12 protein-coding genes and 5 pseudogenes are annotated in these 24373 nt (G+C 41.2%); 16 read left to right on the top strand and 1 reads right to left on the bottom strand.

Going from position 1 to position 24373, the window contains the following annotated elements; translation table 11 throughout:
* Positions 1 to 3: 3 nt before the first annotated feature.
* Positions 4 to 918, bottom strand: a complete 915-nt coding sequence (gene rbsK / locus DXA05_RS10145) for a ribokinase (protein WP_008642596.1) — start codon at positions 916 to 918, stop codon at positions 4 to 6.
* Positions 919 to 1061: 143 nt separating this feature from the next.
* Between rbsK and DXA05_RS10140 the strand changes: the two genes are divergently transcribed.
* From DXA05_RS10140 to DXA05_RS10060, 16 genes and pseudogenes are all read left to right on the top strand, one after another.
* On the top strand, positions 1062 to 2078 hold the full coding sequence (locus DXA05_RS10140) for a LacI family DNA-binding transcriptional regulator (RefSeq protein ID WP_008642597.1): 1017 nt from the start codon (positions 1062 to 1064) through the stop codon (positions 2076 to 2078).
* Between the two features lie 927 nt (positions 2079 to 3005).
* Positions 3006 to 6425, top strand: coding sequence for a TonB-dependent receptor (locus tag DXA05_RS10130; RefSeq protein WP_128859139.1), 3420 nt, complete (start codon positions 3006 to 3008; stop codon positions 6423 to 6425).
* Between the two features lie 20 nt (positions 6426 to 6445).
* A pseudogene (locus tag DXA05_RS10125) lies at positions 6446 to 8177 on the top strand (RagB/SusD family nutrient uptake outer membrane protein).
* A 19-nt stretch (positions 8178 to 8196) separates the two neighbouring features.
* A complete protein-coding gene (locus DXA05_RS10120) occupies positions 8197 to 8988 on the top strand; it encodes an endonuclease/exonuclease/phosphatase family protein (RefSeq protein ID WP_004310723.1) in 792 nt (263 codons plus the stop codon).
* Between the two features lie 28 nt (positions 8989 to 9016).
* On the top strand, positions 9017 to 11173 hold the full coding sequence (locus tag DXA05_RS10115) for an alpha-N-acetylglucosaminidase (protein WP_128131160.1): 2157 nt from the start codon (positions 9017 to 9019) through the stop codon (positions 11171 to 11173).
* Between the two features lie 8 nt (positions 11174 to 11181).
* Positions 11182 to 12324 (top strand): glycerate kinase, encoded by a 1143-nt coding sequence (locus DXA05_RS10110; protein ID WP_128859138.1) that lies wholly within the window; start codon positions 11182 to 11184, stop codon positions 12322 to 12324.
* A 6-nt stretch (positions 12325 to 12330) separates the two neighbouring features.
* Positions 12331 to 13587, top strand: coding sequence for an SLC13 family permease (locus DXA05_RS10105; RefSeq protein ID WP_128859137.1), 1257 nt, complete (start codon positions 12331 to 12333; stop codon positions 13585 to 13587).
* 14 nt (positions 13588 to 13601) lie between these two features.
* Positions 13602 to 14687, top strand: coding sequence for a DUF5009 domain-containing protein (locus DXA05_RS10100; protein ID WP_128859136.1), 1086 nt, complete (start codon positions 13602 to 13604; stop codon positions 14685 to 14687).
* A gap of 6 nt (positions 14688 to 14693) precedes the next feature.
* Positions 14694 to 16876: pseudogene (locus DXA05_RS10095) on the top strand (alpha-N-acetylglucosaminidase).
* A 118-nt stretch (positions 16877 to 16994) separates the two neighbouring features.
* Complete coding sequence (locus DXA05_RS10090; RefSeq protein ID WP_004317492.1) at positions 16995 to 17576, top strand: sigma-70 family RNA polymerase sigma factor; 582 nt, start codon at positions 16995 to 16997, stop codon at positions 17574 to 17576.
* A gap of 108 nt (positions 17577 to 17684) precedes the next feature.
* The gene (locus tag DXA05_RS10085; RefSeq protein ID WP_128859135.1) at positions 17685 to 18641 is read left to right on the top strand and encodes a FecR domain-containing protein; all 957 of its coding nucleotides are present in this window, start codon (positions 17685 to 17687) and stop codon (positions 18639 to 18641) included.
* 31 nt (positions 18642 to 18672) lie between these two features.
* Positions 18673 to 19445: pseudogene (locus DXA05_RS28350) on the top strand (endonuclease/exonuclease/phosphatase family protein).
* A gap of 7 nt (positions 19446 to 19452) precedes the next feature.
* Entirely contained in the window at positions 19453 to 20232 is a 780-nt protein-coding gene (locus tag DXA05_RS10075; RefSeq protein ID WP_128859134.1) for a hypothetical protein, read from the top strand.
* A gap of 13 nt (positions 20233 to 20245) precedes the next feature.
* A pseudogene (locus DXA05_RS10070) lies at positions 20246 to 21774 on the top strand (hypothetical protein).
* A 240-nt stretch (positions 21775 to 22014) separates the two neighbouring features.
* A pseudogene (locus DXA05_RS10065) lies at positions 22015 to 22816 on the top strand (inositol monophosphatase family protein).
* Positions 22817 to 22846: 30 nt separating this feature from the next.
* Complete coding sequence (locus DXA05_RS10060; protein WP_128859133.1) at positions 22847 to 23554, top strand: ComF family protein; 708 nt, start codon at positions 22847 to 22849, stop codon at positions 23552 to 23554.
* Positions 23555 to 24373 lie beyond the last annotated feature (819 nt).

Below are 24373 nucleotides of genomic sequence, written 5' to 3'. Positions count from 1 at the left end.
TGATTATTGTATTTCTTTTCTCAAAGGTATAGATACTTGTGCTCCCATTCTGGTAACAGAAATAGAAGAGGCTTTACTTGCAAATATAATTGCATCTTTTAGATTTTTGCCCTCAGACAGAGCTACGCACAATCCGCCGCAGAATGTATCTCCGGCAGCGGTTGTGTCTACTGCTTCTACCTTGAAGGCTGGAATGTGGATAAACTCATTGTTTTCATAGGCGAGAGCTCCTTTGGCTCCCATCGTAATAATGACAGTTTTTATGCCTTTCGAACTAATATAACGAATCGCTTCTTTTGCCGATTCATCATCTGTAATGTGCATTCCCGAGATGATTTCAGCCTCTGTGACATTAGGAATAAGAATGTCGACATTGGCTAATAACTCGTCAGGCAGTTGTTGGGTAGGGGCAGGGGCGGGATTTAATATAACGGTAATTCCATCTTTTTTCGCCATTTTGGCTGCATAAGTGACACTCTCGATTGGAGTTTCCAACTGCATGATGACGATGGATGCCTGTTTGATGGCAGGTTCTGCATGCTGTATGTCATCAATAGATAAAGTCCCGTTGGCTCCGGAAGCAACAACAATACAGTTTTCCCCTTTTTTGTCGACATTGATAAGAGCTACTCCTGACGGTTCCTGCGGGGTAATTCCTACATAAGTAGTGTCGATCTTTTCTTTGTGAAACATTTCCAAGGTTTCATTTCCAAAAATGTCATTCCCTATTTTACATATGAAAGTGACATCTCCTCCTAGTCTTGCAGCAGCTACGGCTTGGTTAGCTCCTTTGCCGCCATGATTCATTAAGAAGTTTCCTCCCAGAATTGTTTCTCCTGGTTTTGGTAGACGGTCTGATTTGATAACCATGTCCGTATTACTACTACCTATCACTACGATTTTCTTCTTTGTGTCCATATAATGAGTATTAAGTATTAAGGCGAATTGAATCGTAAACGATGCGCAATCGTTTGTGCAAATATAGAAATTTTTTTCAAAACAAAATATTTTTCTTGCTTTTTTCTCAAATAAAATGTTATTTTTGCAAAAAACAGCCAGTAATGAAGAAAACTCTGATTGATGTATCAAAGAAAACTGGGTACTCTATCTCTACGATTTCCAGAGTGTTAAATGGGAAATCAGAGAAATATAGGATCAGCCAGTCTGCTAAGGAGGTTATTTTGCAGTCCGTTAAAGAATTGAACTATCAGCCTGATATAGTTGCGCAAAGTTTGCGCAATAACACGACATATACTATAGGCCTTCTTGTACCACACATAGATAATCCTTTTTTTGCCAATATAGCAAGTGTTGTCATCCGTGAAGCACAACGTTATAATTATACTGTCATGCTTATCGATACCCTGGAAGATCCTGTTCAGGAAAATAAAGCTATCGATTCGCTTCTATCGCGTAAAATAGACGGCATTATTTTGGTTCCAACCGGTGAAAACCCTTCTAAACTCGAGGAAATTAGTACTAGAACTCCGATTGTGCTAATTGACCGCTATTTTGAGAAGCATAATTTGCCATACGTAGCTACTGATAATTATATAGGAGCTTATCAGGCAACGAAATTATTATTAGAATCGGGGCATAGTAAGATTCTCTGTATTCAGGGGCCGGATATTTCTATAACAACTAAGGAACGTGTGCGCGGGTATCTTGATGCGCTTCGCGAAGCTGGTTATCAGGATAACGCAATGATAAGAGGAAATGAGTTCTCGATTCAGAATGGTTATATTGAGACTAAGTTGGCTCTGAACTCTACCACAAAACCTACTGCTATATTTGCGTTAAGTAGTACAATTCTTTTGGGAGCCGTCAAAGCATTAAATGAGCATAAAGTGAGAATTCCTCAAGATATGTCTATCATTTCGTTTGATGATAACTTATATCTGGACTATTTGAACCCTCCTATTACTCGTATTGCACAATCACTGGAGAATATTGGCATTATTGCTGTAAAAATGTTGATGCAGAAGATTTTGGAAGAAACTGAATTACATTCGGAGATTCTTTTGAAACCTAATATTATAAAACGGGATTCGATAAAGGTGTTAACTGATAGAAAGTAGTATTTTAGATAATAGAAAAAATCGGGCTTGAACAATGTCAAGCCCGATTTTTTACATATTAATACCGTTTCTTATGCTGCCGGATCTGGTGCTTCACCACCGCCTTCATTTCCACCTTCTCCGTTGCCTTCATTTCCATTGTCAGGCGTACTTGACACCATTGCCTTTTGACACCAACTATATGAATTTATAAGTATCAAGAGTTCTGGGCTCAGTTGTAATTCTTGGGGATTGGGGGGATTTGATTCAGGGCAATCACATCCCTAAAAATTGATTCATTCCGGTACTATTTTGAGCTAAATTCATAGTTACAAGGACTAATCTAACGCAATACAGTTTTTAGTAATTCTTCTTAGAACTATTATTTTCTTCGTTCCCTAATGAGTTTTCGTTCCACTTAAGTGGAGCGATAGTTCAACTTAAGTGGTTCTATCGTTCGACTTAAGTAGAACGAAAACTGAAGTGCAGATCTAATTATTATTTATAAAAGCCAGGAAACTAAATACAGTATTAAGACAGGTTATCTCTTACTGACTATTGGAAGCTACTGTTTAGTTCATTTCCGTACCGGAATGAATCTATTTTTAAGGGTGTGATTGCCTGAATCAAATCCCCAAAATTTTCAGATTGAGCCGGGTTCTGGTGGAATCACTCATATGTGAGGTGGATGTTGCTCATTCTTTTTCAGGTAAAGACACTAATTTATGCATTAAATGAGAAAATACGATATCCCCCCTTTATATTTTCTTTTAAAAACGATACCTTTGAAGTGTTTTCTTTCTTTTTTATCAAGTATGGATTGATTTCCGGCAAGTTCTCCTATATTTCCCGAATTAATATTCATTAACTTATTTGCCGTAATACTTTTTAATGCCTCTTGTGTATTAGCTAATAGATATTGAACTATTAACTTTAAAGACTAATATTATGGAAAAAGATTCTCCTTTTTCATCCACCGGCAGAAGGTGTATTGTAACCCTAATGTGCATATTTGTCACTGCTTTTGTTTATGCACAACAGCAAAAAATATCGGTTAGTATCAAAGAGCTTCCTCTTAAAGAGGCTATCAGTCAGATAGCAGAGAAGGCATTGATGAATGTAGCCTATAGCAAAGAATTTGTGGATACGAGTAGGAAAGTGTCATTGGAGGTAAAAGACACAGATGTAAGCAAAGCACTAACTCTTTTGCTAAAAGGGACTAACATTGGGTTCCGTTTCCTGGATGACAGTATTTTATTTTATAATAAAGAATATCAAAATAAAACTGAACCTGTTGATTCGCAAGGAGAGAAAAAGGAACTGTATGTGAAAGGTAAAGTTACTGACGAGAATGCGGAACCGATCATCGGAGCCACCGTATCGGTAAAAGGCTCGACTACAGGTACAATCACCGATATCAATGGTCAGTATTCCATCAAGGTACCCTATGGAAGTACACTTCGGTACTCATACGTCGGCTACCGTGAAGAAAGCGTCATAGCGAAAGCAACGGCAGTAAACGTAGTGATGAAAGAGAATGCTGTCAGCCTAGAAGATGTAGTAGTTGTAGGTTATGGCGTGCAAAAGAAAGTGAATGTAACAGGTGCCGTATCTATGGTTAAAGCGGAGGCTATTGAGAACAGGCCTATAACTAACGTAACTACGGGGCTGCAAGGATTGTTGCCTGGAGTTAGTATCGTTTCTTCTTCGGGGCAGCCGGGTGCTGTGCCCAGCATCAACATTCGTGGTACGGGAACTATTAACAGTAGTACAGCACCTTTGATCTTGATTGATGGAGTAGCCGGGGGAGACATCAACTTATTGAATCCTTCGGACATCGAAAGCGTATCCGTACTGAAAGATGCCGCCTCATCAGCTATTTATGGAGCACGTGCCGCTAACGGTGTTATTCTTGTAACGACTAAAAAGGGAGAAAAGAAAGAACGGGTAGTATTCCAATATAACGGATATGCCGGATTCCAGACTCCCACAGCATTGCCCGAACTTGTTAACGGAAGGGAATACATGGAACTCTCCAATGAAGCCATGAGTGCTGCCGGATTTTCCAAGCCCTATACGCAAGAGGCTTTCGATAAATATGATTCGGGACTGTATCCCAACGAATATTCCAATACTGACTGGATTGACGAAATATACAAAAGCCGGGCTTTTCAAACGGGGCATAATGTGAGTGCACGGGGTGGAAGCGAGAAAACCGGATTTTTTATGTCGTATGGTTTTCTGGATCAGGATGGACTGGTTGTAGGTGACGGATATAGTTCCAAAAGACATAATGCGCGTATCAGTGTAAACACGGAGGTGTATGATCGTCTGAAACTGACCGGACAGATGAGCTATGTCGATTTCTATAAAAAGGACTTAGGTTATAGCGGCACATCAGGAGTATTCCGCCTGTCACAGCGTATGTCTCCGTTACTTCCCGTCATGTGGCAAATTCCTGACGAGAATGGCCGAATGGTGGATAGTGAGAACTGGTCGTACGGTTCGGTGCGTAACCCCTTGCAAGTAGCCTATGAGTCGGGAATGGAAGAACGGAAAACACGTGTGCTCAATGGTATTTTCAATGCAGATCTCAAAATTATAGACGGACTGAACGTAGGTATGCAGTACTCTGCAAATATATATACCCGCCAGGTGGATGAGTTTAACCCGAAGATGTTGTCTTATTACTCGGACGGTAGCCCGTTGAAAGCAAATGAAGATGCCAAGGACTATATCTCACAAAGCCATCTCGACGTTATGACCCAAACGTTGCAATTCACAATGAACTTTAATAGGACCATAGGACGCCACGAGTTGGGAGCATTGATGGGATTTTCGCAAGAGTGGGAAAACAGAAGCACACTGGGTGCTACGCGTGATAATGTGATGGTTGAGGATATTCACGTTATTAGTGCCGGAATGATTAATTTTATGAATAGCGGAACAAAAGACGAGTGGGCTTTGCGTTCTTACTTTGGTCGTGTCAACTATGCTTTTGACGGTAAATACCTGTTTGAAGCTAACCTGCGTGCCGATGGAACTTCAAGATTTGCCAAGGGCAATCGTTGGGGATATTTTCCATCGTTTTCGGCAGGATGGAACTTTTCACGTGAAAAATTTATGGAGTTCGCTACTTCGGTATTGAGCTCGGGCAAGCTGCGTGCTTCCTGGGGTGAGTTGGGAAATCAAAACATTCCCGGTAATTACTACCCCTACTTGTCACCTATCATAACCGAAGAGTCTTATCCTATCGGAGCTTCTAATACACCTGTTATGGGACTTTGGCAAAACAAAATCGGTAATCCCGACATCAAGTGGGAAACCATCCGCATGCTTAATTTCGGGGTAGACCTTAGTTTTTTGAACAATAGACTGAATGTGGACTTTGATTGGTATAAGAAAGAAAATATTGATGCATTGGTTCGTCCCGATGTTCCGGCTATTGTCGGGGTTTCCAGTAGTAACGTAGGTTATGTCAATCTTGGTAAGATTGATGTCAAAGGATGGGAACTTAATCTGTCATGGCGTGATAAGATCGGAAATGTAAATTACAATCTCGGGTTCAATCTGTCGGACGCCCGTAATAAGATTACCGATTTGGGTGGAACTCCGGAATCGCTGACCAGTACGGCTTCCGGTTCGTATCGTCGGGTAGGTGATCCGATAGGTGCTTTCTATGGTTATCTGACTGATGGGCTGGCGCAAGTGTATGACTTCGAATCGGTGAATACAACTACAGGTAAGTACCAGAAACCAAAATTTCCTCTTGTTGCGTCACAAAACGGCATTGTACAGCCCGGAGATATTAAGTATCGGGACATCAGTGGTCCTGACGGCGCTCCCGACGGGGTAATTGATGACTACGACAAAGTGGTGTTTGGCGAGAAAGAGCCCCATTACACCTATGCAATCAAGGGTGGTTTGGAATGGAAAGGCATTGACTTCAGTTTCTATTTGCAAGGCGTAGGCAAAGTTGCCGGTTACCTTGAGGATGAGGCTCGGCATGCGTTTATCAATGACTACTCAATCCCTAAAAAAGAGCATCTTGACAGATGGACACCTATGAATCCAAATGCTTCTTATCCCAGACTTTATCAGTCGCAGGAGCACAACAGGCTCTTCAGTGATTACTGGAAAGAGGATGCATCGTACTTGCGCCTGAAGAATATTCAGATAGGTTATCGTTTTCCTGCCCGAATGGTGGCACCTCTTGGCATTAATAGTCTTAGAGTATATGCTTCGGCAGATAACTTGTTTACTAAAACCGATTACTTCGGAGCTTATGACCCTGAAGTGAGGACCACCAGCGGAGATGTCTATCCGCAAGTAAAAACCTATGTTTTTGGATTATCAATAACATTCTAACCTATTAAACGACTATAAAGATGAAATACTCAAAATACTTTTTAATCATTGCTTTATTTGGTATAGTTACCTCATGTAGCGATTTTCTGGATAGAACGAACCCTAACGAGCCGGACAATGTGACATTCTGGGTAAATGAAGATCAACTTAAAAATGCCTTGCCTCCCTGTTACGAAGCTTTACAAAAAGACTATCTCGTGAATTGGAGTGAATCGACGGCCGAAACTGTTATGTGGGGGAATATTACTAGTGGACTAAGTAAGGTTTCGGGAGGCAAGCACTCTTATACTGACGGCTTCCCCTTCACTACCTATTGGACAGGAGCGTATAGCTATATTTATCGCTGCAATAATTTTCTGGACAACTATAATAAAGCGCAGGTAGCTCAAAATAAGAAGGACGTTTATGCCGCAGAAGTAAAAACTATCCGGGCGCTTATGTACTTTTACCTCACGGTGTTTTGGGGTGATGTACCTTGGGTAGGAGAAGTCATCCAGCCCGAAGATGCATATATCGAACGTACTCCCAGAGAGAAAGTCATCGACCAGCTCGTCGAGGATTTGAAATGGGCGGCAGAGCGCATGCCTGAAGAAAGGTATACGGGCGATAAACTGGGAAGCTTGACCGCTGGGGCGCTTTAGCCATATTGGCACGTATTGCCTTGCAAAACGAAAGATGGGAACTGGCTGCAAAAACGAGTGAATATATCATCGAAAACAGTCCCTATGGTCTGTATGAATATGAAAAACTATTTCATCACGAAGGGGATGTCGAGAATGATCCGAAAAATATCGAAGCTATCGTATATAGTCTTTTTGTACCTGAAATCCGTACACAAAGTCTGCCTAATGAAACTTGCAGTCCGACAGATTATATACGCCTCAATCCAACGAAGTCGTTAGTGGATGCTTATCTGTGTACAGACGGTAAACCGGCAAAAACCGGATTGGAATATTATAAAAAGACCGGTGTGCAGACCTCATCGTTATACAAGTCGCCTGAAGAGCATTATGTGGATTACTTCCAGAACAGAGATCCTAGAATGAAGATGACTTTATATGCTCCGGGTGACAAATGGCCGGGAGGAGATGACGGTGATCCTGATACGGATAAGGCCAACGAGATATTTAATCTGCCTCGTTTTGCTTCATTGCAAGATAATAACCGTGTGGGGGCAAATAGCCGTACAGGTTTCTATCTGAAAAAGTATAACGATATTGATTTGGCCGGCTCAAGTGTGGGTGGACATGGGAATCTCAATGTCATCCGCTTTGCCGAAATCTTGCTGATTTATGCCGAAGCCACTTTCGAACTACAAGGCAAGAAACTGACACAAACACAGATTGATACTCCATCAACAGGCTTAGAGATCGTGTGAATATGCATCGTATGAACCTTGACGAACTTAGCGCATGGGGGATGGATCTCGAAACCGAATTGAGAAGAGAACGTCGCATTGAGTTGGCAGGTGAAGGAACAAGATACGCCGATGTGATGCGCTGGCGTGAAGGCGAACTTCGCTTTGGACGTGCCATCACCGGTCCCAGCCTGAAAGTTTGTATGAATGATTTGGGCGCCAACCCGTATCCCGATACCGGAGTAGATGAGTTTGGTGATGTTATCTACGAAAAGTCTACCGCGGAAGGCGGAGCACGCTACTTCGACGCAACGAAACATTATTTGTGGCCCGTGCCTAATCCCGAGCGTCAGAAGAATCCTCTGTTAGGACAAAATCCGGGCTGGGAAAAGTAATCATTAAAAAATAGAAACCATGTATTCAATGAAGAAATATTTATTATTGTTTTTATGCCTGACTTTGGGTGTTGCCTATGCGCAAGATACTCTACGGGTGCGGGTAATGACCTATAATTTAAGATTTGGCGAACTGGCATCTTTAGAGGAACTTGCTCATCACATCAAATCCTTCAAGCCTGATTTTGTGGCGCTTCAGGAAGTGGATAGCAAAACAGACCGTAAGCGTACCCCGCATCAGAAGGGGAAGGATTTTATATCCGAACTTGCCTACCATACAGGGATGTTTGGGCTTTACGGAAAAACGATTGACTATTCTACCGGTTATTACGGTATTGGGATGTTAAGTAAATATCCATATATTTCTGTCCAAAAGATAATGCTGCCCCATCCGGTCAAAGAGCATGAGAGACGGGCCATGCTGGAGGGATTATTCGAAATGGGTAATGATACCATTGTTTTTACCTCTACGCATCTGGACGTCAACTCTCAAGAAACAAGGGCGGAGCAAATAAAATTTATTACCGGGCATTTCAAAAATTATAAATATCCTGTAATTTTGGGAGGTGATTTCAACGCGCGTCATTACTCCGAGGCAATACGTGGTATGGATAGCTGGTTTGCTGCAAGCAACGATGATTTTGGAATGCCGGCATGGAAACCTGTGATTAAGATTGATTACTTGTTTGCTTACCCGCAAAAAGGATGGCGTGTGATTAGTACACAAACTGTTCAGTCGCTTTTGTCAGACCATTTACCGATTATTACGGAACTGGAATATGTGAAAGAAGCATCGAAGAAAAAATATTGATACTCACTTATAACATTTATGATTTTCTATGATACATACAATAATCAAGTATTTACTGATTTCAACAACGCTTTTTTTCTACTCATGCCACAAGCCTAAGACGGATATTATCACCCCCGCCAAACAGTTAATAGAACGTCAGATTGGGGAAAGAGCACAGTCTATCCACTTTGAATATATCGAACCATCCGACGGTAAAGATATATTCGAAGTGATAGCAAGCGACGGCCGGCTTACCCTAAGGGGAAGCAGCTCCGTTGCTATCTGTTACGCTTTTCATACGTACATGAAAGAGGCCTGCAAGAGTATGAAAACATGGAGCGGTGAACATATAACGTCGGTGATGCCGTGGCCCGATTATGAATTGTATGAACAGGTGTCCCCTTATGAGTTGCGCTATTTCCTTAATGTTTGTACATTCGGCTACACTACTCCTTACTGGGACTGGGAGCGTTGGGAAAAGGAAATTGACAGGATGGCTCTTTATGGCGTAAATATGCCTTTGGCTACCGTGGCCAGCGAAGCCATTGCGGAACGGGTATGGCTGCGTATGGGATTGAACAAAGAAGAAATCCGTGAGTTTTTCACTGCCCCTGCACACCTTCCCTGGCATCGCATGGGCAATCTGAACAAGTGGGACGGTCCCTTATCTGATGCATGGCAACAGAACCAAATCGCTTTGCAGCATCAAATCCTGACCCGTATGCGCGAGTTGGGTATGCAGCCCATAGCACCTGCGTTTGCAGGTTTCGTGCCGGAAGGATTCGTGCAGAAACATCCCGACACACAATTCCGGCACATGCGGTGGGGTGGTTTTGATGAAGAGTACAACGCCTATGTATTGCCACCGGATTCACCTTTTTTCGAAGAGATAGGCAAACTGTTTGTCGAAGAGTGGGAAAAAGAGTTTGGAGAAAATACGTATTATCTCTCGGATAGTTTTAACGAGATGGAGCTGCCTATTGATAAGGAAGATAAAGAGGCGAAATATAAGTTATTGGCCGAGTATGGAGAAACGATCTATAAATCAATTGCAGCCGGAAACCCGGATGCCGTTTGGGTTACACAGGGATGGACATTCGGATATCAACATTCATTCTGGGATAAAGAATCGCTTAAAGCCTTGTTAAGCAATGTACCTGATGATAAAATGATTATCATTGATTTGGGCAATGATTATCCGAAATGGGTATGGAGCACCGAACAAACATGGAAAGTACATGATGGATTTTACGGAAAGAAATGGATATTCAGCTATGTACCCAACTTTGGCGGGAAAAACACCATGACAGGAGACTTGGACATGTATGCTAGTTCCTCGGTCAAAGCATTACGTGCCGCAAATAAAGGTAACTTGATTGGGTTCGGTTCTGCCCCTGAAGGACTCGAAAACAATGAGGTTGTTTACGAACTGTTAGCCGATATGGGATGGTCATCGGATAGTATCGACCTGGACGATTGGATGAAGATATACTGCGAGGCCCGTTATGGAGGATATCCCGATGCCATGGAGGAAGCTTGGAAACTTTTTCGGAAAACAGCATATAGTTCTTTATATTCATACCCCCGTTTTACCTGGCAAACTGTAGTACCCGATCAACGGCGGATCAGTAAAATCGACCTTAGTGATGATTACTTGCAGGCTATACGTTTGTATGCTAGTTGCGCTGACGAACTGAAAAGCTCTGAATTATACAGAAACGACCTCATAGAGTTTGTTTCGTATTATGTAGCGGCTAAAGCTGAAAATTTTTATAAGCAGGCCCTAAAAGATGATTCGGAGAATCGTGTTCTCGCAGCGCAACGTAATCTGCAACAAACTGTTGATTTGTTGATGGACGTTGACAGGCTGTTGGCCTCTCATCCTTTATATCGATTAGAAGAATGGGTGGAACTTGCGCGCAATAGCGGAACAACTCTTCAGGAAAAAGATGCTTATGAAGCAAATGCCAAACGCTTGATTACAAGTTGGGGTGGTATTCAGGAGGATTATGCTGCCCGTTTCTGGAGCGGGCTGATTAAAGACTACTATATCCCTCGTATACAGCTCTATTTCACAAAAGACCGGAATAAAATCCGAGAATGGGAGGAGCAATGGATTACATCTCCTTGGAGTAACAGTACAACTCCGTTTGATGATCCGGTCGAGGCTGCATTGAGTTTAATAGAGAAAACAAATAAGTGATAGCTTTTATGAAAAAGATTGTATTGGCATTCGACTCGTTTAAAGGTTCGGTCGGTTCTTTCGAGATAGCGAAAGCTGCCGAAAAAGCGATTCAGGAGGAATTACCCGACTGTCAGATTATACGTTTCCCCATCGCTGATGGTGGCGAAGGGACTACAGAAGCTCTATGCTCTGCCCTTCATGCCCAAACGGTGTCATGTCGGGTGCATGATCCATTCATGAAGCCAATTGAAGTATCGTATGGTATCGTAAACAATGGTGCGATGGCTATTATCGAAATGGCCTCGGCCTGCGGTCTGCCATTGATTGATTCAAATCGGAGAAACCCCATGAAGACTACGACTTATGGAGTTGGAGAAATGGTTGCTGACGCATTAAAACGCGGGTGTCGGGAATTCATTATCGGAATCGGTGGAAGTGCTACGAATGATGCAGGAATAGGTATGCTGAAGGCTTTAGGTGCACGTTTCTTAGATAGTGGAAACGGTGAGTTGGAGCCTGTCGGTGAAAATCTGATAAAAGTTCATCAAATAGATATTTCCCAATTAAATCCGGCATTGAAGGAAAGTAAATTTACGATTGCCTGTGATGTTAGTAACCCATTTTTTGGAAAAGAGGGTGCGGCCTATGTATATGCTCCCCAAAAAGGGGCAAATAGTTTGCAAGTGATAGAGTTGGACAATGGGTTGCGGCATTATGCACAGGTGATAAAGGAATATACAAATATGGATATATCGCAGCTTCCCGGTGCCGGAGCAGCCGGAGGAATGGGAGGCGGCCTGCTTCCGTTTTTGAATGCAGAATTGCAATCCGGAATAGAAGTTATATTGAAAACGCTTCGTTTCGAAGAGGTCGTCCGACAGGCAGACCTGATACTGACCGGAGAGGGGAAACTGGATCGCCAGACTGGTATGGGAAAGGCGCTGGACGGAATTTTACGTGTCGGTGAGAAATGTCAGGTTCCGGTGATAGCGCTGGGGGGAGCGGTCGAAGCCACCGAAGCGCTTAATAGGATGGGGTTTACTGCCGTACTGCCTATTCAACCTTTTCCGGTAACACTTGAAGAGGCGATGCGACCGGAGTTTACGAAAGAAAACATAGAGAGAACGGTGCGACAGGTGGTGAGAATCATAAAACAATTTACTAAATAATACTCAATGACAGCGATAGGCGCATTAATCGGGCTTTCATTATCCATACTGTTAATCATAAGAAAGCTTTCTCCGACATACAGTCTGATTATCGGAGCGATAGTCGGAGGGTTGTTGGGGGGACTATCTTTAAATGAGACTGTTACGGTGATGACCGAAGGGGTGAAAGAGGTCACCCCGGCGGTATTGCGGATTCTGACAGCCGGAGTCTTGTCAGGCATATTAATACAAACCGGAGCTACCACGGTCATCTCCAATGCGATTATAAACAAAATGGGTGAAAAACGGGTATTTATGGCATTGGCACTCGCAACGATGTTGCTTTGTACGGTAGGCGTATTTATTGATGTGGCTGTGATAACCGTTGCGCCGGTGGCTCTTTCGATAGGCAAGCGTCTAAACCTGTCTCCATCTGTATTGCTTATTGCTATGATCGGGGGAGGTAAATGTGGAAATATCATATCACCTAACCCGAACACCATTATAGCAGCCGGAAATTTTAATGCAGATCTATCGGCTGTAATGTTTGCCAATATTTTACCGGCAGTGATCGGTTTGTTTTTCACTGTTTTTGTTATTGTCCGTCTGATGCCTCAAACAGTGAAAAACAAAAAAACAATGATGCAAACAGAGGATAAAGAGGAAGAGAGAAATCTGCCTTCGTTAAGAACCAGTCTGATTGCTCCTGTTGTTACGATTGTTTTATTGGCATTACGTCCTGCGGCAGGAATCAATATCGATCCTTTGATAGCTTTGCCGGTAGGTGGCTTATGTGGTGCTATCTGTATGAAACAATGGAAAAACATTCTTCCGAGTATAGAATATGGACTGCAAAAGATGTCTGTGGTAGCTATTCTGCTGATAGGAACCGGAACTATTGCCGGCATCATAAAGAACTCTTCTTTGAAAGACTGGATTCTTACAGGATTAGATCATGCTCATATGAGTGATGCATTGATTGCTCCTATATCAGGCGCGTTGATGTCGGCGGCTACCGCATCGACAACAGCCGGAGCAACACTGGCTTCTTCTTCGTTTGCTGAAACGATATTGGCTATAGGCATTTCTGCAGTTTGGGGAGCGGCTATGATTAATTCCGGAGCTACAGTTCTTGACCATTTGCCACATGGTTCGTTCTTTCATGCGACAGGAGGCGTATGCGAACTCAATTTTAAGGAACGTCTGAAGCTGATACTTTATGAATCGCTTATAGGGATAGTGTTAGCTGCCGGAACGACTATTTTATATATAATAAGTAATTAAAAGAATCAAATATTATGAATCCGAACAAACGGTTACTTTCGCTTGATGTACTTCGGGGTATTACTGTTGCCGGGATGATCTTGGTCAACAATACAGGAAAGTGCGGGTATAACTTTGCCGCTTTTGCACATGCCAAGTGGGATGGCTTTTCGCCGGCCGATCTGGTATTCCCGATGTTTATGTTCCTGATGGGTATTTCGACCTACATCTCCTTGTGTAAGTATAACTTCCAGTGTCGACCGGCCATTGCGAAAATCATAAAAAGAAGTCTCTTATTAATATTTATAGGTCTGGTTATGGAGTGGTTCATTACAGCAATAGATAGTGGTAACTATTTTGATTTGAGTCAGCTCCGGTTGATGGGAGTTATGCAACGGCTTGGGATTTGTTATGGCATTACAGCCTTATTGGCTGTAACAATACCGCATAAGAAGTTTATGCCATTAGCTATTATCTTGCTGGTTGTCTACTTTATTTTTCAGTTATTTGGAAACGGATTTGAAAAGAGTGCGGATAATATCGTCGGCATGATTGATTCGGCTATTTTAGGATCTAACCACATGTATCTTCAGGGCCGCCAGTTTGTCGATCCCGAAGGGATACTTAGTACGATTCCCGCTGTGTCTCAAGTAATGATCGGTTTTGTTTGCGGAAAGATAATCATCGATATTAAAGACAATGACCGCCGGATGCTGAATCTATTTCTTATAGGTACCACGCTGTTGTTTGTCGGCTATTTGTTAAGCTATGCCTGTCCTTTGAACAAACGTTTGTGGTCTCCTTCGTTCGTTTTGCTTACTTGTGGGATTGCGGCATTGTCATTGGCATTGCTGCTTTATATCATTGATGTGAAGCAGAATAAAAAGTGGTTTTCGTTTTTCGAAGCATTTGGAGCGAATCCGCTTGTAATTTATGTGTTTAGTTGTATAGCCGGAGGATTGCTTGTGCATTGGCATATTCATACAACAGTGTTCAATAATTTGCTTAACCCGTTATTCGGAAATTATTTCGGTTCATTTATGTACGGTGTATTTTTCCTGTTGTTCAATGGGCTGTTGGGATATATTTTGTTAAAAAGAAAAATCTATATAAAATTATAAATCAGAATGAAAAGAAAAAGTGTATACACGTGTCTGGTTATGCTGCTTATGTCGTTGGCTCTTCAGGCTAAAGACAAAGACGTAGCTGTTGCGGAAGCATTATTGAAACGTTTGCTGCCGTCATACATCGAGAGTTTTCAGTTTCAAAAGTTGAAAGGAGAGAAAGACTGCTTTACAATAGAGTCCGTAAAAGATAAAATTGTAATTGGTGGAAACAACGCCAATTCAATGGCGATGGGACTGAACCATTACTTGAAATATTACTGCCTCACTACAGTGTCATGGTATGCGGATATAGCCGTTGAAATCCCTGAAGAATTGCCGATGGTTGGTGAGAAGGTGGTTTCGGAAGCGAGAGTGGATACTCGTTTTTTCCTGAATTACTGCACGTATGGTTATACGATGCCTTGGTGGCAATGGAAAGAATGGGAACGTTTTATTGACTGGATGGCCCTTAATGGTATAAATATGCCTTTGGCAATTACTGGACAAGAAGCCGTGTGGTATAAAGTCTGGTCGAAAATGGGAATGTCGGACATCGAAATACGCTCTTACTTCACGGGACCGCCGTATCTGCCCTGGCATCGGATGGCTAACATAGATCGTTGGAACGGTCCGTTGCCGATGGAATGGCTGGAACACCAGGTAAGCTTGCAGAAAAAAATACTCGCACGTGAGCGTGAATTGAATATGAAGCCCGTATTACCAGCCTTCGCCGGACATGTACCTGCCGATTTAAAACGGATTTATCCCGAGGCTGATATTCAACATTTGGGCAAATGGGCCGGCTTTGCTGATGCATACCGTTGTAATTTTCTGAACCCTAACGATGCTCTGTTTGCGAAAATTCAGAAGCTATTTCTTGATGAACAAAAAAAACTTTTCGGAACCGATCATATTTATGGTTTAGATCCTTTCAATGAGGTTGACCCGCCCAGTTTCGAACCCGAATATTTGCGGAAGATAGCTTCGGATATGTACGCTACATTGACGGCTGCCGATCCCAAAGCCCAATGGATGCAAATGACGTGGATGTTTTATTTTGATAAAGATAAATGGACTTCCGAGCGAATGAAGGCTTTGCTGACAGGAGTGCCACAGAATAAAATGATATTACTTGATTATCATTGTGAAAATGTTGAATTATGGAAAAGAACAGAGCATTTTCATGATCAGCCTATATTTGGTGTTATCTGGGCAATTTCGGGGGAAACACGACTTTGACAGGGAACGTCAAAGAAAGTGGCGCACGACTTGAGAATGCTCTTATTAACGGTGGAGGCAACCTTAAAGGAATCGGCTCTACGCTGGAAGGATTGGATGTGATGCAGTTTCCCTACGAATACATTCTTGAGAAAGCATGGAATCTGAATGTAGATGATAATAAATGGATTGAATGTCTGGCTGACAGGCATGTGGGATGCGTGTCGCAGCCTGTGCGCGATGCTTGGAAACGATTATTCAATGACATTTATGCACAAGTGCCGCGCACATTGGGTACTTTACCCGGGTATCGCCCTGTATTGAATAAGAACAGTGAAAAACGCACAAGTAATGTGTACAGCAATGTTGAACTACTAGAGGTTTGGAGAAAACTGAACGAAGCACCTTCTGACCGGAGAGATGCTTTTCGTCTGGATTTGATTACTGTAGGCAGACAGGTGCTTGGAAACTACTTTCTTGATGTGAAAATGGAGTTTGACAGGATGGTTGAAGCTAAAGATTATCAGGCTTTGAAAGCTTGCGGCGAGAAAATGAAGGAGATATTGAATGATTTGGATAAACTGAATGCCTTTCATCCTTACTGTTCGCTGGATAAATGGATTGATGATGCGCGGAAGATGGGAGATTCTCCCCAGTTGAAAGACTATTATGAAAAGAACGCTCGCAACTTGATTACTACTTGGGGAGGAAGCCTGAACGATTATGCCAGCCGTTCGTGGGCAGGACTGATAAGAGATTATTATGCAAAACGCTGGGAGGTGTATATCAATACATTCATCAAAGCGGCCGAGAAAGGTGTAGAGGTGGATCAGAAGCAACTTGAAGATGAATTAAAAGAAATAGAAGAAGGTTGGGTAAATGCAACTGATCGGAAAGATGTTCGAAAAGATATTCATTCAGCAACTGACGGATTATTATCCTTCTCAACCTTTTTATTCAGCAAATATCAAAGACTGGTGAAATAAATAAGAGGCCTGTTTTATTTGTTGCTCGCGATTCATGCTATATCAGAAAGAATTAATATATTTGAAAATAAGGACTTAATATAATAAGTTTTTTATTTTCATATTTAAAATGATTAAGATGTCCCAGAAATACTCACAGGATGAAGCCCAAGCTTTGGTTAAGGCTCTGAAAGAGGGGAACCAGCTGGCATTTAGTATTGTATACAAGACGTATGCGGCGCAGACCTTTTCTTTGGCATTTAAATATCTGCTGAATAAAGAATTGGCTGAAGATGCTGTGCAGAACTTATTCTTAAAACTCTGGCTGAAAAAAGAAGAGATCGACGAGACAAAACCCATAAACAGATACCTTTTTACGATGTTGAAGAACGATCTGCTCAATACGTTGAGAGATTCAAAGAAAAATATCTATTTGCTTGAGGATTGTCTTTCAATGGTTTTGGAATTGGAAGACAATTCTCAAAACGAAAACCTTAAACAAGAACAAATGAACATCATACAGCAAGCTCTTGAGCAACTTTCGCCGCAACGCCGCAAGGTTTTTGAAATGAAAGTTTCGGGAAAATACTCTAATCAGGAAATAGCTGATAAACTTAATCTTTCGATCAATACAATTAAATTTCAATATAGCCAATCTTTGAAGCAGATTCGCGCGACAGTGGGAGAGCTTAGCTTGTTGTTGCTTTATTGTATGATGTAGTTTTATCACTTTTTGCTGATATGGAACGTTCTTTTGAATTAACACGGTTTAACGTAGTCTGTATAATACTTTTTTGTAACAGTGTGTATTACTAATAGATATTGAAATATGAAATCAAAAAAGAAACATACAAATCTGGACTTTGAAGTAGTTGACGGCATCGGGAAATATATGGATGACGACATTCAAAGGATAATAGAAGGCAAACAGCTCGAATTGGGTGACAGAGAATTGCCTCCTTTTGATGAATATCGCATTTATAAGAATATTCAGGAAGCCGTGATGCGGGAAGAAAAACGAAAGAACAGGAGAATAAGGATGCCATTGTTCTTTAAGTGGACGGTAGCCTGTGCAATTGTTTTGCTTGTGATAGGTGTAGGATATAATTTCTATCAAAGTCATAGTGAGGCAAACCTTGTTTATCGGGAGGTCTGTGCTGTAAGGGGTGAGAAGCTACTCGTATTACTTCCTGATGGTAGCCGGGTGTGGTTAAATGCCGATTCTAAATTGACTTATCCGGAACAGTTTGCAAAATACAACAGGAATGTTACGCTGGAAGGAGAGGCTTATTTTGAGATAGCAGAAAACAAGAAATCCCCTTTTCAGGTGCTTGCCGAGAATGTGAAAATACAAGTGACGGGAACGTGTTTCAATGTAAAAGCATACGCTTCGGATAAGGTAATTAAAACTACACTCGACGAAGGAAGTATAAATATCGGGCATGTGCAAAGCCGCAGGCCTATGCAGCAAATGCTTCCCGGACAAACTGCAGTTTATGAGAAAAGGAGTAATGTAATAAAAATAAAAACTGATAGATATCACGATGATGCTTCGAGTTGGAAGAGTAACCGGCTTATTTTCAGAAATGCATCATTGAAAGAGGTGCTTACAACACTCTCGCGTCATTTTGATATAGAGATTACAGTTAAAAACGAAAAGATTGCTTCGTTTACGTACAACTTCGTTTGTAAAGGGAACGACCTGAACTATGTGTTGGAGGTGATGCAATCCATAACACCGGTTAGCTTTAAAAAAATATCAGAATATACATATACCGTTGAATAAGTAAACTTAATCTAATAACAAAAACAAATTTATGAAAGCACTTTTAAAGCCCATTGTATGGGTATGCCTTTTCTTCTTTGCGTATCAAAGTACGTATGCGCAGGCTCTTAAAATAATGAGCTATAATTGCCGGATGTCCGGACAGATGACTGGTTACTCGGTGAAGGAGTATGCTGTATTTATCAGGAAATACAATCCGGATGTTGTAATGTTGCAAGAGATAGATTACAACACAAAAAGGAATAAAAATCAAGATTTCACCACTCAACTGGCTGCGGAGTTGGGATTGTTTTCCGTATTCGGGAAAGCGATGGATACTGGTGGTGGAGAATATGGAGTAGCTATCCTTCAAAATATCCTTTTGTTTATATCAATAACAAAACTTTTGAAGGTATAGACGGAGCCAAAGAACCCCGGACGTTATTATATGTAGATATTCAGGAACCGGGAACTTCAGACGTAATCAGGATAGGAACGACTCACCTGGATCATTCGACAGACCTGATAAGGAGTGCAATGGCCGAACAGATTAATGAACGGATTGGTACGGGAGATACCCCGACGCTGCTGGGGGGAGATTTTAATGCCCGGACCGACTCTAATGTGATTTGTGAGGTAATGAAGAATTGGCAGAGAATCTGCGATGATACATTCACCTATCCGGCAGATCAGCCGACAATCAAGATTGATTATATATTCGGACTTCCACAGAATAAGTGGAAAGTGAAGTCGTTTAAAGTTTTATCTAATCCGGAAGTTTCTGACCACAGGGCTTTGTTTGCTGAAGTTGAATTTATAAAATGAATGGAATATGAAATCAAACTATCTATATCTGCTATTTATATGTGTCATCTCTTGTCTGTTCGTTTCGTGTAGTGATGAGGATAACAAGGGAGAAGAAATTCCGGAATGGAACCGGTTCAGAACAACTAACGTGTTAGTTTATGCGCACTTGTCAGAGCAAAATTTATTTAGCTCTTGTAGTTATAAAGAGGTGGCGTCATCTATCAGAAACACTGTTCATGCAGTGGCATTGTTGGACAGGACGAACGCTGTCTATGGGCAAACTGCAATCATAAATACGGGTACGGAGACTGCTAGAGAGAGTAAGAAAGTACCGGTGTTTGTACCTGTCAGCTATAGTAACGGAGAGAAAAAGATAATCGGCAGTACGCTTCTTTTTCCTTCTACTATTTCTGAAATGACACAATATGTAGTAAAAAACGATTGCAGATATCTTGAAACAAAAACAGAAGCAGTGAACGGAATAGATATGCTCTTCTGTTCTGTATCATTAAATAGTGAAGACCTGATAGCTCCGGCTGTCGACGTTTTCAAGAAAAAGGTAAACGAACAGACGGTTCTGGTAGGCACTGTTAAACGTGCGTTATTGCCTAATCTTGAGTCGGCAATTACTTCTAACTTAACTTCTGATACCTATTCTTTCGTAGAAGTGGAAAATAGAAATAGAGACTCCGAGTATTGTATATTTGTCCTGACTTCGCACAAATGGGCTTTTAGGGGGGTAACCGAAACAAGTGTAAGCGGAGATTTACATTGTTTTCAATTACAAATCGAATCTTTAAAATAAAAAATGAACGGTCATGAAGCAATATATCAAAAATATAATGATCCTGATACTTGCCCTTCCATGGGGTTTGTTGTTGACAAATTGTAGTGATAGTAAGTCTGATTATTCGGACGACAACGCGTATCCGCCACCTACTGTAGAACTCACTTCTCCTTCCGAGATAGATGTGGTGGAGTATAACTCGACGGTGACTGTATCTGCCAGAAGTTTCTCTGCTGTGGGTATACACAGTATATATGCTACCTTGTTGAAGATGGATGAGAATGGAGAATATGAAGAGATAAACGCGACTGAACGTCAACGTTTAAAGATAGATACTTTGCAAACTGATATGACACTTGAATTTGACTTGAATGTCAAGGTCAATACGCGTGAAGCAGCCGGGATACTGGTAACATCAACGGACGTTTTGACAAAAACGGCACAAAAGGTAATACCTATTAAAAAGATAACTAAACTTCCATCCCAGATATTCACAGAACCATCAGATTTCCCTGTTTTAGTACCTGATGAAGAGGTTTCTTTGTCTGTAGTGATTCGTTCTGCTGTGGGCATTAAGTCCATAAACATACGTTGTGTAATAAAGTATTGGGTGACCTGAAGGAATATACGACTATTCCGGTATCAGGCAATCCGTTGGAAATGGAATTTATCCTGAAAACTGTCGTAGACAATAAAGAGACCAATGGAATCAAGATTGTGGTAGAAGATATAGAGGGGTTGAAAGAGGAAAAGATTATCAATATCGAAGGTCTTGAGGGTGTTGACAATAATGTTGCGCTTGTTTTCAACGATATTGAAATGGCGCCTGAATGGGAACATTCAACAGAACCGGATCAACCTTATATTTTCTCCATAGAGGGAATAATGATACAAGGTGTGCAAAAGCATGTATTAAGCCTGAAGGAAATTAAAGGATATGGCTCAAAGGCAAACGGCGTAGACTTTGCTTTCATCAATATATGGAGAAATCCAAGCTTTGTTGCCGTTAAAAACAGAGGTTTCTCTTATGTTAGTGCGTCAAGAATTAATGGAGGGCCGATAGGGAGAGCTTACGATGTGAATGACTGGATCAAACCGGCAGGTGTTGCTACCAACAAAACGTTGTTTACTCTTATACCTGATGATAAGGTTACTGATCTTGGTATTGATGTGATGATGGCGAACGCGGCTTCGGACGTCAAGACTTTTGAGGCGTTGAATGTATTGGAAAGTATAGCTAAAGGAGGTGCCGATATGTTAATGCAAAGAGTCAATGCGTCTGATGGATATCCGAATGATCCTTGTAGTTTGCAGATAAAAGACGGTTCTTATATTGCCTTTGTTACTGCGGCGGGCAAATACGGTGTCATTCATGTTATTGAAGCCGCAAACGATATGGATGCATTAGTTGCCGGAGGATGTAAAATAGCTACTCCTACAGGAGTGGTAGGAAGCCAGGGGCCAGCCTATTCGGGAGCTGGCATAACCGGACTCACTTATGACGGTGTGGCATTACTCTATGGACGTACCTGTAAGTTGAAAATTGTGGTTCAGAAGTAAGGTTGTTATAAATTAAGGAATAAAGAACAATACATTTATATTTTGATGTAAAAGTAAAGAAAGGTCGGCTCATAAAAGAAAATGAGTCGGCCTTGTTTTTAGATGTTTCTTTAAATATTGGTTATAATAGTTTTGATGTTATCTCATTAATTTGCGTATCAAACACGAAAATATTATTTTCCTTTATGCTTTTTGCCGGAAAAACTATAACTTCGAAGCACTTTTTAATTTGAATAATAAATGTTAGATTTGAAGCAGCTTACAACTGATGTATGCCGGATTGCTACCGAAGTTGGATATTTTCTAAAAGAAGAACGAAAGAACTTCCGTCGTGAGCGTGTGGTGGAAAAACATGCACACGATTATGTGTCTTATGTGGATAAAGAATCTGAAGTGCGAGTGGTGAAAGCCCTTACTGCTTTATTGCCTGAAGCGGGATTCATTACAGAAGAAGCTCTGCCACTTATCAGGATGAACCCTACTGTTGGGTGATTGACCCCTTGGATGGAACCACGAATTATATTCATGATGAGGCTCCTTATTGTGTGTCCATCGCTTTACGTAGCCGTACCGAACTTCTTTTAGGTGTCGTTTATGAAGTTTGCCGGGATGAATGTTTTTATGCTTGGAAAGGCGGAAAAGCGTTTATGAATGGCGAAGAAATTCATGTGTCGAACGTTGAGGACATCAAAGATGCATTTGTCATTATAGAATTACCTTATAATCATCTGCAATATAAACAGACTGCTCTTCATCTCATCGATCAGCTTTATGGAGTAGTGGGCGGTATTCGAATGAATGGCTCGGCTGCTGCCGCAATCTGCTATGTAGCTATTGGGCGTTTTGATGCATGGATGGAAGCATTTCTCGGAAAATGGGATTATTCTGCGGCAGCACTGATTGTTCAGGAGGCGGGAGGAAAGGTGACTGACTTTTATGGTGAGGATCATTTCATAGAAGGACATCATATTATTGCAACGAATGGAAATCTTCATCCTTCTTTCAGAAACTTCTGGCAGAAGTCCCTCCATTGAATATGTAGGTGCTATTGTAACTTCAAATTGCTATTATTATGAAACACACACTTCTTATCAAAGACTGGCTTAGTTCTTTCTTATCTTTGCTATTTCCTCGTTGCTGCGTTGTTTGTGGCCGACCGTTAGCAAAGGGAGAAGAATGTATCTGTACAGTATGTAATATCAATCTACCCCGTACTAATTATCATCTTCGAAAAGATAATCCGGTAGAACGGCTCTTCTGGGGACAAATCCCTTTGGAACGGGCTACTTCTTTTTTCTTTTATGAGAAAGGAAGCGACTTCCGGTTGATTCTTCATCGGTTGAAATATGGTGGACAAAAGGAAATAGGTGCAATTATGGGGCGGTATATGGCTGCCGAACTTTTGTCTTCCCATTTTTTTCAGGGAATTGATGTGATAATCCCCATACCGCTTCATAAGAAAAAACAGCAAATTCGCGGTTATAATCAAAGTGAGTGGATTGCCCGTGGCGTTTCTGCTGTAACAGGAATTCCCATTGATACAGAATCCATATTACGTAAGAAAAATACGGAAACGCAAACGCGTAAATCTGTGTTTGAACGTCGGGATAATGTGGAAGGTATCTTTGAACTTCAGCATCCCGAAACACTTGCAGGTAAACACATATTGATAGTTGACGATGTGTTGACTACCGGCTCTACTACTCTGGCATGTGCTTCCTGCCTGGTAGATGTAGAAGATATACGGATTAGTATATTGACGTTGGCAATGGTGGAATAAGTATGTATATCAGTACCCTAATTCACTATGGGTATTCAACGAAAATGAAAATAATCTGTGTGAATCTGTGTAATCCGTGGTGAACTCTAAATTAGCATTTAGCTTGTTTCGGTACGGAAATAACCCAAAATACTATCGCTGACAATAATTCGTCAATATGCAGCTTTTATCTCTTTTTCTTGCTTATATTATTTTTTCAATTGCCTAACGAATTATCGTTTGACAGTTGTTGAACGAACGCTTGACAGATGTTGAACTATCGCTTAACAATTGTCAAGCGAAAACTTCTTAGGCAATGAAATAACTATTAATAGGTAAAGGATCGCTTAAAAATAACTAATAAAATCATTAGTGGTAATTGATTCCAAACGGTACGGTTATAAATTTATTCCATATCATTATATTTTAGACATGATAAGATTATCATTGAAATATATTTCAACATATACATTCCTACGATAGAAGTGTCAAAAATAAAAGAGACGAACAATTTCCTCAATTAAAGTTTAGGACTTTATCAGTCGATTCGTTTCTCGGTGAGAAACACTTCGTTTCTCTGTGTCGAAAAGGTTGTTTCTCGGTGAGAAACGGGTCGTTGGTTTTAAAGGAAATTATAGAATTGTAACCGGTTGGATACCAGTGGTTTATAAAGTAGTGCTATCTATCAGAAATACATAGGAGTTTTATTGACATTTTTTGCAACACTGTTTGGCTCAGTCTGAAACCTTGGGGGATTGCGTTAAAATTCTTATTTTTGCATCATGAAAACATCCTCTTCCCAAACGATTGATCCTGTTGCTTCTTTAAGCTTGTTCTTGC

The sequence above is a fragment of the Bacteroides sp. AM54-2NS genome, from assembly GCF_003602935.1.
Taxonomy (GTDB): Bacteria; Bacteroidota; Bacteroidia; order Bacteroidales; family Bacteroidaceae; genus Bacteroides; species Bacteroides xylanisolvens.
The sequence above is the reverse complement of the archived record's forward strand: the minus strand, read 5'-3'. Positions and strand labels throughout refer to the sequence as shown.

Coding starts and splice junctions, on each gene's coding strand:
- rbsK (WP_008642596.1), bottom strand. CDS start 918: ATGGACACAAAGAAGAAAATCGTAGTGATAGGTAGTAGTAATACGGAC.
- DXA05_RS10140 (WP_008642597.1), top strand. CDS start 1,062: ATGAAGAAAACTCTGATTGATGTATCAAAGAAAACTGGGTACTCTATC.
- DXA05_RS10130 (WP_128859139.1), top strand. CDS start 3,006: ATGGAAAAAGATTCTCCTTTTTCATCCACCGGCAGAAGGTGTATTGTA.
- DXA05_RS10120 (WP_004310723.1), top strand. CDS start 8,197: ATGTATTCAATGAAGAAATATTTATTATTGTTTTTATGCCTGACTTTG.
- DXA05_RS10115 (WP_128131160.1), top strand. CDS start 9,017: ATGATACATACAATAATCAAGTATTTACTGATTTCAACAACGCTTTTT.
- DXA05_RS10110 (WP_128859138.1), top strand. CDS start 11,182: ATGAAAAAGATTGTATTGGCATTCGACTCGTTTAAAGGTTCGGTCGGT.
- DXA05_RS10105 (WP_128859137.1), top strand. CDS start 12,331: ATGACAGCGATAGGCGCATTAATCGGGCTTTCATTATCCATACTGTTA.
- DXA05_RS10100 (WP_128859136.1), top strand. CDS start 13,602: ATGAATCCGAACAAACGGTTACTTTCGCTTGATGTACTTCGGGGTATT.
- DXA05_RS10090 (WP_004317492.1), top strand. CDS start 16,995: ATGTCCCAGAAATACTCACAGGATGAAGCCCAAGCTTTGGTTAAGGCT.
- DXA05_RS10085 (WP_128859135.1), top strand. CDS start 17,685: ATGAAATCAAAAAAGAAACATACAAATCTGGACTTTGAAGTAGTTGAC.
- DXA05_RS10075 (WP_128859134.1), top strand. CDS start 19,453: ATGAAATCAAACTATCTATATCTGCTATTTATATGTGTCATCTCTTGT.
- DXA05_RS10060 (WP_128859133.1), top strand. CDS start 22,847: ATGAAACACACACTTCTTATCAAAGACTGGCTTAGTTCTTTCTTATCT.